This window comes from Rickettsia endosymbiont of Culicoides newsteadi, assembly GCF_002259525.1.
In the GTDB taxonomy this organism is placed as follows: domain Bacteria; phylum Pseudomonadota; class Alphaproteobacteria; order Rickettsiales; family Rickettsiaceae; genus Tisiphia.
In genome coordinates this window covers 1-12,665 of record NZ_MWZE01000032.1, presented here as the reverse complement: position 1 = coordinate 12,665, position 12,665 = coordinate 1, and the positions used below count along the sequence as shown (strand labels likewise).

Sequence of the window (12,665 nt, the reverse complement as noted above, 5' to 3'; positions counted from 1 at the left end):
CAAGTGAAAATGCCTTGTTCAAATTGGTTTTTTGTGCTATAAAACAGATTACAGCAAAGTGGAATATGCCAATCCCAGATTGGGCGGTAACCGTTTCCCAGCTAGATATTTTCTTCCCTGATAGGTTGAATTTTAAACTATGATATTCTATACTGACACAGCTCAGCGAACGTTCTCTATAATGATCCAAATACATGCAATGATGCGGTTCCTATAAGCAGGTTTAATAAGCTATATCGTTCATTTTCTCCTCCTAAGAATAATTGTAAGAGTCCTCGTCCTTCTATAAGCTCTCCTATTCTTCAAGCATCTTCAGTCGAATTTTCAGAGTGGAATAAATTTGACCTTCTTAATGTATCATCTAATGCAGAGCCTGTTCTCGATGTTTGGGAAGATTTACCAGTTTTAGTAGGGGATCATTCTAAAATACCAGACCATATCTAACTATTGGTATCATGCTGTCATTACGAGTAAAACCGTAAAGCAGCGAAGCAATTGACAAGCTTCTGGATTACCATGCTCACATACGCTCGCGATTACAAGTTATAGGCTTATAAGTCATTGCGAGACCACGCAAGTAGGTCGTGGCAATCCATTTTTGGTTACTTTTATGGATTGCTTTGTCGCTACTAAAGTAGCTTCTCGCAATAACGTTTGTGAGTTTGGTTAAATACTAATCGGATTAACTTTAACATAAATTTGTTGATATATATCAAAGCCAACTGGATTTAGCTTGTAATCAATTTCTGCTTGCTGCAAATGTTTCAGTGTTTTAATACAATCCTCTAATTTAAGCTTATTTACAGCTTTTTTAAAACTTGCCACATATTTATAAAAAATTGGTGGGGATAGTGATTTTACCGCCACATCTATATCAATACCAATTTCTAACTTACTCAATATGATGTATAAATTTAGATAATATCTGATTAATGCTCTGATAATTAGCACTTCATTAATATTTTGTTGTTTTAATTTATTGAATTCTTGTAAAAAATTATCAGCATCTTTTGAGGAAAAACAAGCACATAAATTATCCCCATTTCCCATAAAATCATCACTAACTACCTGCCGTGCATCATCTAAAGTAATTTGCTCTTTATCAAATGTAAAATATGTTAATTTATCGATTTCACTAACTAGCATTTGATGGTCACCTTTTAGGCGAGTTGCTAAATAGTTAACAGCATCTTCTTTTATAACCTTCCCTACACTATTACATTTATGTAAAATTATCTTAGCAATTTTTTGTTCATCATCATGATAACAAGCTAGAGAAGCCAAATAAGTTTCCGTTTCAAAGAACTTACGTATGCTAGAAGCAGTTGATAATTCATCAGCAATAAACACTAAGAAATGTATTGAATCTTTACTAAGAGCAAGTTTTAAAGATTTATCTATAGATTCTCCAACTGATCTTACAGTAATCAATTGTTTTTGCATAAAGAAATTTTGGGTATTAACTAAAGTTTCAAGCGGCCGAGATTTAATCTCTGAATACTCTATAGAGGTTTTTAGTAAATCAAATTTCTTTACTAAGGCTTTACAAACTTTATCTATATACCCTTTATCTGGACCATAAAGTAACAGAGCCTTAATTTGTCCATTTTCTACCTTATCAAGTAGCTGCATAGTTTGTGATAGATAGAATTTCATCTTTAATGCTATTTTGCTTTAATGATATTTTGTTTAAAATATAAAATTAATCTTTCCAGTATCTCATTCGCCCCTTGTTTTGTAAGGTCTTCCAATGCCTTATCATTATCTAAATAACTATGATAAGGTGAAGAAGCTGTACTATAAGAGGTCACATGACGGAATGTTCCTGAGGTAACCTGTTGATTAGTCACAACATCAACTAACCTATATTGAATAGTTTGACTTACTGTTTCTCTTAACACATCAGAATTTTTTTTAATAATAAGCGGTAAAATTTTGTTGGTAAATTTTACCTTTAATAAATACTTTGTTGTTGATGTTGTAGATTTTGGTAGAATACTAGACAAATAGTAACAAAATTCTGCCCCAGCAATAGAGTCTATTGGCTCAACTTCAATAGCACTTAATTGGCTTAATTCTTGTAAACTATATTTATTACTATATACAGGTCTTAAACTACAAGAGGTACATAAAAACAAGTAAGTGACGATTAATAATAAACTCAAGCTACTCTTTATCAACTATTAGCCCCCTCCTGTTTAGCTAATTCCTGAGATTGCCCATTATCAGCCACTTTGTTTTTATTATAGTTACGCCTTCTAGGGGGACGAGTATAACTTGATTTCTTATCAATATATTTACGATTTGACTTAATGGTATCAACAACATTTTCATTGTCCAACTCAGTTACCACTAATGCCTTATCAGTTTCTTGACTAGACTCAACAACCTCTTTATCAATTTTTTCGTTATCAATTGCTATTTCTACATTTTTATTTAACTCACTACTAGCTTCTAACTTATCAGGAGTTTTCCATTTTTGCTTCTTTCTATTAGGATTTGAACTAGTAGGTGGCTCTTTATTAATCTTTTCCTCTTGATAATTAGAAGACTGATTTTGAATTAATGGTTTACTAGTAGCCCCAGCATGGCTAGATTTTTTTGGCAATTTTATTTTTTCAATTGAATAATTATCAGAAGTGGCAGATGGATCAACATGGAACCTTAACTTTAAATTATATTTTTCTTCAATTAGAGATATTTCTGAACGCTTATTATTCAGTAAATAGATGACTGAATGAATATTAGCAAAAACATTTACTAGATCGATATTTTCATTAAAAATTTCATTCTCTATCGTACGTAAAATTAACATAGCATTTGACTCATCTGCTCTAACAAGCCCTTTGCCATTACAATATGAACAAATCGATGAATTCGATTCCAAAAATGATGGTCTTAATCTTTGCCGAGACATCTCAAGCAAACCAAATTGGCTAATATTAGCAGTTTGAATTCTTGCCCGATCTCGACTTAGAAATTCCTTAAAAGATCTCTCAATAATTCTACGATTTCTAGCATCATACATATCGATAAAATCAATAACTACTAAGCCTGATAAATCTCTTAATTTAATTTGCCGAGCAATTTCTCTGGCAGCTTCCAAGTTGGTCTTTAACGCCGTTTCTTCAATATTTTTCTCAGCAGTTGCTCTGCCTGAGTTAACATCAATTGAAATAAGGGCTTCTGTTGGATTTATTACTATATACCCACCGGAAGGTAAAGCAAAAACAGGCTGATATAATTTAGTTAGCTGCTCCTCAATAACAAATTTTGTAAAAATTGGTACTTTACTTTTGTATTCTTTGAGCTTACCAATATCGGTAGGTAATATATCCTTCATGAATCTTACAGCGTTTTGATATGATTCACTACCCTGTATTATCAATTCTTTAACCGTATGATCACACATATCCCGGATGACTTTTTGGATCAGCCCATCTTCTTCATGTATAAAACATGGAGCTATAGATTTAAGGGTACTCTCTCTAATTTTATTCCATAATTTTACTAAATAATCATAATCTCTTTTGATGTCTAAAGTAGTACATCCAGCACCAGCCGTACGAATTATAATACTTGATACGCTGCTACTATTATTTGAAGTTATTTTACTAACAATATTCTTAAGCCTCCTCCGTTCATCAGCATTGGATATCTTACGTGATACACCATTCTGGGAGGGCGTATTAGGCATTAAAACACAATATTTCCCAGCAAGAGACATAAAGGTGGTAAACGACGCTCCTTTATTACCTCTTTCTTCTTTGGTAACTTGCACAAGCAGAATCTGCCCCTTTTTTATTACTTCTTGAATTTTGTATTGCTTTTGTTTATTCTCTTCATCTTTATCACTTCTCTCAACATTTATTGTTTCAATGTCATTATCTAGAACATCTAAATTAAATTCTACCTGAATTTTTTCGTCCACTAATCTTTCTATAGCATTTAAATCAATTTCTTCACTATCTATTATCAGATTATAATTTCTCTTTGTTTCAGACTCCACAAGATCATCTTGGGTAATATCTGAAAGAGAGATTTCTTGTAATTTGTTTATAGAAGGCAAAGATTTAAGATCGGATGCTGGTATATTATAATAATATGGGCTAATTTCAGTAAAAGGTAAGAATCCACTCTTGTCAGGACCATAATCTATAAAGGCAGCCTGCAAGGCTGGTTCAACTCTTATAACTTTTGCAAGATATATATTGCCCTTGTTTTGCTGTTTTATCGCAGTTTCATATTCAATATCTTCAATATTATTATTATGATTTAGTAATACTACCCTTGTTTCATTAGGAAAGTTAGCATCAACTATAATTTTCTTACTCATTAATTTTTTACTCGTAAATTTCTAGGTACATCTCTAATATTTTGCAAACCTAGCAACATTAAACAATATCTATTTATTATGACAAATTTAAAAAACATTCATATCGTTTTAAGTACACTAACCTAATAAATAACTACCATTAGAAATTTCTTAGCCATCTTACGCAAATTCGCTGTTCTATAAACCTAAATTTTATTCATGGTCATAATAAAATTAATTAGACAAATTTTAATGAATAAGCTAATGTACTTTTGATTACACAAACTTCTTAAACGCCTCTCTATTAAGAAATTTATATACGATGTAATCTAGTTTAGCAAACAATTATTTATGACCCAAGATAATCATTTAAAAACAGCTTTGCTATTATTTATTAGTGTATTTCTTTTCGCATGTATTACTTACATCAATGCACTAGTAATACCAGATTTTTTAATAAGTAAAGGCCTATCTGGAGATCAGCTAGATCATATCGAATCAATCGAAATGTTAGGTTATATAATAGCTGGTTTATTCTTAACCCCATTAATTAATAAAATCAGTGACAACAAAACTACCATTATTAGTTTAATCTTACTGATAATAGGTATATTAAACCTAATTATGATCAAGGATTACACCATCCTTAAAATCAATTTTATTATAATGGCATCCGCCTACTACACTTACATAACCACTACTATCATCAAAATAGTGGAATTAACCAATAACTATAAATACTATAAATATTTTGCTCTTATTATCTTTTCTTTGCTATGGATAGCTGGACAATTTACCGTTGATTTACTAGCCGAATTTCTAGAATCAGCGACAAATGGGTTATTATTATGCGTATCACTTTATAGTTTTATTATTATAACTTGCTTACAAAGAGATAATATTAACAAAAATACAATTTTAGTTTCTAGATTTTCATTTTTAATTGAGAACATAGAATTACAGGTTCTAACAGGCTTTATGGTATCTTACATTACTTTCGATATATTGTGGTATTATGAGGAATTTGCTTTAGAAAAACACTTTCCTGTATCAAAGATAGACACTATTTCCCATTATACTCTTATGAGTATATTTTTCTTGATATCACCTGTTATTTTATCATTAAAAATAATCAATAAATATCTTGCTAACTTAATACTGATGATTATCCTCTTAGCCAGCTTTATTCTTTTACCCCACTATGGGGTCACTTTAATAGGCAACATCTATCTCCTTTCTACAATTGGTGTATGTTTATGTGCTATTTTTATTTGTAATATATTAATATTATCCGGTAAATTTGAAGCCCAAGATTTGAGAACCGCACTAGCAATATATTTCACTATGTGTGCTATTGGTATTTATTCTGGAGCTTTATCTTCTTATATAGCACATGGACTTTATGATGGCCAAGGTTTTCTATTTTCTACATATACTGTTGTTGGGACTTTTGTACTTTATTATTCTTGGTACTTTTTTAAGCGAAAATTATACAGATTTCCTACTTAGAGCGATTAAATAGATCTCTACTGACTCTTTACGGCTAGAAGATGGTTTAAAATGCTTAACCTTATGAAAATTAAGTTTAATTCTGTTCAAGGCACTATTTTCTGTACCACCTCGAAAAATTTTAGCAATAAAATGCCCTCCCGGCTTTAAAACTTTTAAGGCAAAATCAAGGGCATATTCACATAAATCAAGAGTTCGAATATGATCTGTTGTTGCATGACCTGTTGTGTTCGCAGCCATATCACTCATTACAATATCAGCCTTACCATCTAGCATTTTTATAATAGTCTCTTCAGTATCTTCGGCATAAAAGTCTTTTTGCAAACAATCTACACCAACAATTGGCTCAATCTCAAGCAAATCAACAGCAATTATCATATTAGTGGGCGTTGCTCCATCACTCCTGCTACCCAATTTTCCTGAATTAACTATACGAGAATCATTAGATTTAATAATTTTGGCAGCAACCTGGCTCCACCCTCCTGGGGCAGCCCCTAAATCAACTAATTTCATCCCTGGTTTTAACAAATTAAACTTCTCATGAATTTCCAGCAATTTATAAGCTGACCTGGATCTGTAACCATCAAGCTTGGCTTTAGCAACGTAAGGATCATTTAATTGGCGTGCAAGCCACTCTTTTGATGAAGTTTTTCGCCTTTTTGCAGTTTTAACGGCAACAAATTTACCTCTAAAACCTGATATGTTAGATGTCATGATCGGCAATCTCTTCAAAGTTTTCGCTAGATATTTTAGCAATTCTATCCAATACAGAATTAACAAAACCAACCTCGCCCTCGCTCAACATATCATTTGTAATGTCGGTGAATTCATTAATTACCACTTTATTCGGTACATTTGGAAAAAATTGTAATTCACAAATTGCCACACGCAGAAGAGCAAGAAGCAGAACAGGTAAGCTAGTAATTTGCCATTCAGCTGTTAAATGCCTTGATATCATCTTATCAATTTGAGGTAGATTTACAACTACAGACTTTACTAACAATTCAAAATGGCTTATACTTAATTTTACTTTTATTGGTTTATTTAAACTAGCTGTTAGATTGGTTGTTAAACTATTAGCCGCTCTCTCATCTTGATAGAATTGAATAATTTGCTGTATGATTTTTTCTATGTTGCACTTAGGATCTTCCGGTTTATACTGATAAATTGCTTGTACCGCAGCAATGCGTGCTATCGTTTTGGTGTTAATTTTGGCTGAGGTCATAAAATTTTTCAACAGTATTGTAACATATTTAATCTATTACCTATAGCAAAAAAGTATAACTTAGTAAACCTCTTAAAAAAATAATGAGTTGTATGTTATCAATATTCGGATTTATTCTGACCATCAGCCTATTAGTATTTGTTCATGAGTTTGGTCATTATTACGTAGCTAAAATGTTTGGGGTAAAGGTTGAGGAATTCTCGATAGGTTTTGGCAAGGAACTATTCTCTAAAATAGACAAAGATGGCGTAAAATGGAAAATTTGCGCCATACCCTTCGGGGGTTACGTTAAAATTTATGGATTTGACCCTGCAACATACAAAAAACCCAAATCTTGGGAATCCGGTTCTTTAGAGCATCCGAATCCGTCACATTACGCCTTTCTTAGCAAGCCTCTCTATGCCCAATTCTTAATTGTAGCCGCTGGACCTATAGCTAATTACTTTTTAGCCATTGTAATATTCACAACTATTTATTTTTCTCACGGTCAAATAGAGATACCACCAATAATTGGTGAAGTGGTAGCTAATTCCCCTGCAGAACTAGCTGGACTTACAAAAAACGATAAAATTATTATAGTGAATAATAATAAAATTAACAGTATCGCCGATTTACAAAACAACCTATTAACCAGTGGAATCAAGCCTCTCCATCTTTTAGTTGACAGAAATGGTGAGGTTATAGACATTTCTATAATTCCGGTAGAGAAAAAACTAGATAATCATCCTAATCTAAAAAGACCTTATATAGGAATTATTGCTAAAAATGAGCCTATTTATATTAAAATGAATATTTTTCAAAGTATCTATCAAGGATCCGTAGACGTTATTTATATCTCAAATTTAATTTTAGGACATTTTGGACAAATGTTAATGGGGACAAGATCATTAAATGAAATTGGTGGGCCAATTACCATTGCCCAAGAATCAGGAAAATCTTTAGAACAAGGAGTAGCAAGCTTTGCCCTATTTGTTGCTATGATATCAATTAATCTAGGTTTACTTAATTTGCTACCAATTCCAGTTCTGGATGGTGGACATTTAGTATTTATAATATATCAAATAATTTTTGGTAAAACACTTAGTGGGGCAATAAAAAATGTTATACTAAGATTAGGTATAGGGATAATTATTTTTCTTATTGTAATTTCTCTGTCAAATGATATAAAAAACTTAGTTTTTAAATAATTAAGTTAACCATATCCGTTACTCTAAAATTAAAATATTAAAGAAAAGAAGGTTCTTGTGAAAATAAAAGTCAAACCAACTATTAAAATAGCTATTTTGGCAACAACTATTTTATATAATATCTCCGCTTTATCAGCTGAGTATGTTAAAGAAATAACTATTCAAGGTAACAAAAGGATTGAAACCTCAACTATTGAAAATTATTTAAAGCTTCAAGTTGGAGAAGAATATAGTTCGTCAAGAGCAGATGAAGCAATCAAAAATCTTTACGCAACATCTTTATTTGAGAATATAACTATTAGACTAGTAAGTGGTGGTAATTTGATAGTTACTGTTTCAGAAACTCCTTTTATTGCTAAGGTAATATTCCAAGGTAATTCTAAAATCAAAACCTCTGTATTATCGAAGGAAATGCTTACTATGGCCGGTGAATCAATGAGTCGGGCTAAAATCCAACTGGATGTCGAGAAGATTAAGGAGATGTACAAACGTTCCGGTCGTTATTCGACAACTGTCACCCCACAAATTGAAAAGCTTGAGAATGATCGAGTAAGAGTTACTTTTGATATTGCAGAAGGGCCTAAAACAACAGTTAAACAAATTTATTTCCAAGGAAATAATAATTATCGTACTAATGAACTGCAATCTGTTATCCTAACCAAACAATCGAAATGGTTTAGTTTTTTAGAAACTAATGATACCTATGATCCAGATCGTTTGGCGTATGATAAAGAATTACTAAAGGAATTTTATCAATCAGTAGGATTTGCCGATTTCCGCGTTATTTCTGCTACAGCAGAGCTAAATCCAACCAAGGAATATTTTACCATCACTTATTCTATTGGTGAAGGAGCAAAATATAAATTGGGCAACATTACTATTGACAATAAACTGCCTAATATTGATCTAAATGAAATTAACAAATATATTAATGTTACTTCCGGTGAAACATTCAATATTAATCGTTTAAATAAAATAACTAATAAACTTACTGCATATTTTGCCAGTCAAGGTTATCCAGGAATTAGTGTTTATCCTGATATAAGTGGTAAAAATCCAGATCATACTGTCGATGTTAAATTTGTGATAGATAAGGCAGATAAAGTATATATTAATCAAATTAATATTACTAATAATCTAAAAACTGAAGATAAAGTTATTAGGCGAGAATTTAAAATTTCTGAAGGAGATATATTTAATCGTTCTTATATTGAGAAAGGTGATCGAAATTTACGTAATTTAGATTATTTTGAAAAAGTACTTATTAGCGTCACGCCCACAGAACGAAAAGATAAATATGATATTAATATTGATGTTGAGGAAAAATCAACGTCATCAATTAGTTTTGATGCTGGCTATAATACAGCAGGCGGACCATTTGGACGTATATCATTCTTAGAACGCAATTTAATTGGTACCGGAAAATTGTTAAATGCTGGAGTGCAAGTAGGGAAAAAAAGTATTAGCTACTATGGCGGCATAACCGAGCCTCATTTTCTTGATAAAGACTTATCGCTAGGTTTCAATGCTTTCAATAATTATAGCGGTCGTGGCACTTCATTCCTTTCACAAGGAGATCAAAATTATACGTTAAAATCTATAGGACTCAAAACCTCTCTTGGTTATGATATTGCCGAAGATTTAAGTCATGAAATTGACCATACTATTAAAAGAGAAGTATTAAGCTCTCCAGGCAATCCGGGTTCTATATTCTTAAATGAACAAATGGGAAAATTCGTAACATCTGCTATTGGGCATACTATCACTTATGATCAACTTGATAGTAGGATTGTTCCTAAAAATGGTTACGTTATAAGTGGTACCCAGGAATTTGCTGGTGTTGGAGGTAATAATAAATATCTAAAACATGAACTAGACGGTAAGTATTTTAAATCTTTTATCAATAATAAATTTACTTTGAAAATTGCTAGTAGTGTCGGTAATATCATGGGTGTTGGAGGTAAAACTGTTAGAATTTCTGATCGCTTTAATTTGGGTGATTATAGTCTTAGAGGATTTGCTGCCAGTGGAATAGGTTCTAGAGAGAAAAGAACAAATGAAGGTCTTGGTGGAGAAAAATATTATACAGTTTCAACAGAACTTAATTTTCCGACTGGTTTACCAGAAGACTTTAATTTGACTGGTGCTGTTTTTATAGATGCTGGTAGTCTGTGGGGGGTAAGATTAAATTCTAAAAGTACCTATAAAGCTGATAGTTTTTATAATGATAAGTCGCTTCGGGCTTCTGTTGGAGTTGGCTTTATCTGGGTCACTCGCTTTGCCCCTATCAGAATGGATTGGGCTTGGCCAATTAAGAAGCGACCTTATGATGAGAAACAAACTTTCCATCTAAAGTTCTCTACACATTTTTAACATGAAAGGTGTAAAGAACCGGGCTAACATTACACGCAAGGATGTCATTTATGCTCAACTTAGTGTCATTCCTGCTCGACTTAATGTCACCCCACAACTGTTGAAAGTTAGAAGAGGAAGCGGTTTTAGACCGGATAGTTTAAAAATCGTATGTGGTCAACGTCTATTAGCGAGAAAGACCTTAGGTCGACGAAGCAATCCATAAAAGTAACCAAAGATGGATTGCCACGACCTACTTGCGTGGCCTCGCAATGACAGAAAACCTATCTAAAACCCGCTTTACCTTCTAACTTTCAACAGTTGTGGTGTCACCCCTGCGTAAGCAGGGGGCTAGACTCTCGCCATTGCTAAGAATGACAACGAGAAGCGGGGAAATCTATTAAGCGGAGATTAAATGCTGAGCAAACTATATAACGATCTTCTTTTACAGATTAAATCCAATAAATATGATTTCTTAAGGTTTGACCTGATTAAGCAAGATCAAATAAAGAATCTTGCCGTTCAGCTTACTGCAAAATATGATACTGTGATTATTATAGGTTTTGGTGCATCTTGCCTAAATATTAGGGCATTGCTAAGTATGAAGGCAGTAACCACTAAAAGGCTAATATATCTTGATAATTTAGATCAGTTAGCAATTGATAAAAAATTGGCAGTAGTTAACTTAGATAAGGCAGTGTTTTTTTCATTGAGTAGGTCTGGGAATACCAATGAAACCTATTTATTAACTAAGTATGTTTTAGAAGTTTTGCACGTTCCTTCTCAAAATGTTTATGTAACAGTACCGTTTAGTAATAATTTGTTATATAATTTAGCAAAATCTTTTGGTGCAAATTGTTTAGAGCATGATAATGTAAGCAGTGGAAGATTTGGTATAATTTCTAACGCCTCTTTACTACCAGCAGCAATTGCAGGAGTTGATGTAGGCAAAGTTGTTGCAGCTGCTTCCCAGAAAATATCAGATATTATCCTTGATGGCTCTATAGTCAATTCAGGAGAAGTAGATAGCAGGAGCGATAGAGCGACACCTATAAATAATAGGCGAGCATTGAGCGACGACGTCACCAACTTCTCATCAATTGACTATAATATTTGTGAGATAGCTGCGTATTACCTCAATCAATATTCTTTAAATAGACATATGTTAGTTATGTTTAATTACAGTTACCAATTAGATGGTTTATGTAGATGGCAACAACAAATTACAGCTGAATCACTTGGTAAGAATGGCTTTGGTATAACCCCTATAATTGCCAAAGGGACATTCGATCAGCATAGTCAGTTGCAACTTTATTTAGAAGGTCCGGATGATAAATTTTATAAAATTATTACTAACAATAAAGAGAACTCAGAGATTGCGAGGAGTTTAGCTGCTCATGCTAACAATATATATAATGCATTAGTGCAAGTCAAGCGACCAGTGATGCTAGAGAATTTTGTACATATCGATGAGTATGCAATTATAGATCAAATTATCCATACAATGTTTAGTACTATGCTAATTGCTAATTACCTAAAAATCGATCCATTTAACCAGCCATCTGTTGACCAATACAAGAAGATATAATATCGGTATGGATGGAGGAAGAGTTGACTATTTGTTGCATAATCCCTCCAGCTGAACAGCAATACTAAAGAGGGGTTGAGGACAAATATACTCTTTATTTTCCAATTCGTAAGGAGCATATATGGAGCATATGAATTGCTTTATAAAATTACAAAATCCCTGGAAGGGTAATAAGTAACTGGCGGGGCGTAGTGAACAATTTCCGAACCCAGTCAGATACCCAATTGCTTATTATACAAGTGCTTACGCTCATCATTAGAGCTTCGTTACTTCATATTCTAACTCCATATTTTTTCCACAAAATGCCATAGAAATTTTTAATATTTGTTTTACATGTGAATGCTCTTTTATTTTACTATCATATTTTTTATTAATAATTTGTTGTAAACCAGATTTAGCTATATCAGCTAAATCTTCTAAGGATTTAGCAATTTTATACTCGATAATCATCGCTTTATCACCTTTGCCAATTTTTGGAATCATCACAAC

Annotated in this window: 10 protein-coding genes and 1 pseudogene; 5 read left to right on the top strand and 6 right to left on the bottom strand. The window is 32.5% G+C overall.

The genetic code is table 11. The annotated features are described in order from the left end of the window. Positions 1-143, top strand: a pseudogene (locus RiCNE_RS08565) (IS256 family transposase); the annotation flags it as partial. A 523-nt stretch (positions 144-666) separates the two neighbouring features. On the opposite strand, the gene holA reads toward RiCNE_RS08565, so the two are convergent. Genes holA through RiCNE_RS03490 form a run of 3 tightly spaced genes read right to left on the bottom strand, consistent with a single transcriptional unit; the run spans position 667 to position 4,336 of the window. Further along, positions 667-1,656 (bottom strand): DNA polymerase III subunit delta, encoded by a 990-nt coding sequence (holA, locus tag RiCNE_RS03500; RefSeq protein ID WP_094649232.1) that lies wholly within the window; start codon positions 1,654-1,656, stop codon positions 667-669. Between the two features lie 8 nt (positions 1,657-1,664). Then, a complete protein-coding gene (locus RiCNE_RS03495) occupies positions 1,665-2,180 on the bottom strand; it encodes a hypothetical protein (protein WP_094649231.1) in 516 nt (171 codons plus the stop codon). Next, positions 2,177-4,336 (bottom strand): Rne/Rng family ribonuclease, encoded by a 2,160-nt coding sequence (locus tag RiCNE_RS03490; RefSeq protein WP_094649230.1) that lies wholly within the window; start codon positions 4,334-4,336, stop codon positions 2,177-2,179. Before RiCNE_RS03490 ends, RiCNE_RS03495 begins: the two co-directional genes overlap by 4 nt. A gap of 330 nt (positions 4,337-4,666) precedes the next feature. Here RiCNE_RS03490 and RiCNE_RS03485 point away from each other — a divergent pair, with 330 nt between their 5' ends. Continuing rightward, positions 4,667-5,824: a hypothetical protein gene (locus RiCNE_RS03485; protein ID WP_094649229.1), complete on the top strand. Its 1,158-nt coding sequence runs from the start codon at positions 4,667-4,669 to the stop codon at positions 5,822-5,824. Here RiCNE_RS03485 and RiCNE_RS03480 read toward each other — a convergent pair. Further along, positions 5,804-6,538: an RlmE family RNA methyltransferase gene (locus RiCNE_RS03480; protein WP_094649228.1), complete on the bottom strand. Its 735-nt coding sequence runs from the start codon at positions 6,536-6,538 to the stop codon at positions 5,804-5,806. The two genes, RiCNE_RS03485 and RiCNE_RS03480, sit on opposite strands and share 21 nt — an antisense overlap. Then, positions 6,528-7,049, bottom strand: coding sequence for a transcription antitermination factor NusB (gene nusB, locus RiCNE_RS03475; protein ID WP_094649227.1), 522 nt, complete (start codon positions 7,047-7,049; stop codon positions 6,528-6,530). The genes RiCNE_RS03480 and nusB overlap by 11 nt, the downstream gene beginning before the upstream one ends. A gap of 92 nt (positions 7,050-7,141) precedes the next feature. Between nusB and rseP the strand changes: the two genes are divergently transcribed. From rseP to RiCNE_RS03455, 3 genes are all read left to right on the top strand, one after another. Continuing rightward, the gene (gene rseP, locus RiCNE_RS03470) at positions 7,142-8,236 is read left to right on the top strand and encodes an RIP metalloprotease RseP (protein ID WP_094649235.1); all 1,095 of its coding nucleotides are present in this window, start codon (positions 7,142-7,144) and stop codon (positions 8,234-8,236) included. 63 nt (positions 8,237-8,299) lie between these two features. Then, positions 8,300-10,609 (top strand): outer membrane protein assembly factor BamA, encoded by a 2,310-nt coding sequence (gene bamA / locus RiCNE_RS03465; protein WP_094649234.1) that lies wholly within the window; start codon positions 8,300-8,302, stop codon positions 10,607-10,609. 394 nt (positions 10,610-11,003) lie between these two features. Then, positions 11,004-12,176, top strand: a complete 1,173-nt coding sequence (locus tag RiCNE_RS03455) for a hypothetical protein (RefSeq protein ID WP_094649225.1) — start codon at positions 11,004-11,006, stop codon at positions 12,174-12,176. 255 nt (positions 12,177-12,431) lie between these two features. Here RiCNE_RS03455 and RiCNE_RS03450 read toward each other — a convergent pair. Beyond that, positions 12,432-12,665, bottom strand: a 234-nt coding sequence (locus RiCNE_RS03450) for a PD-(D/E)XK nuclease domain-containing protein (RefSeq protein WP_192866927.1), incomplete at its 5' end; no start/stop codon positions are given.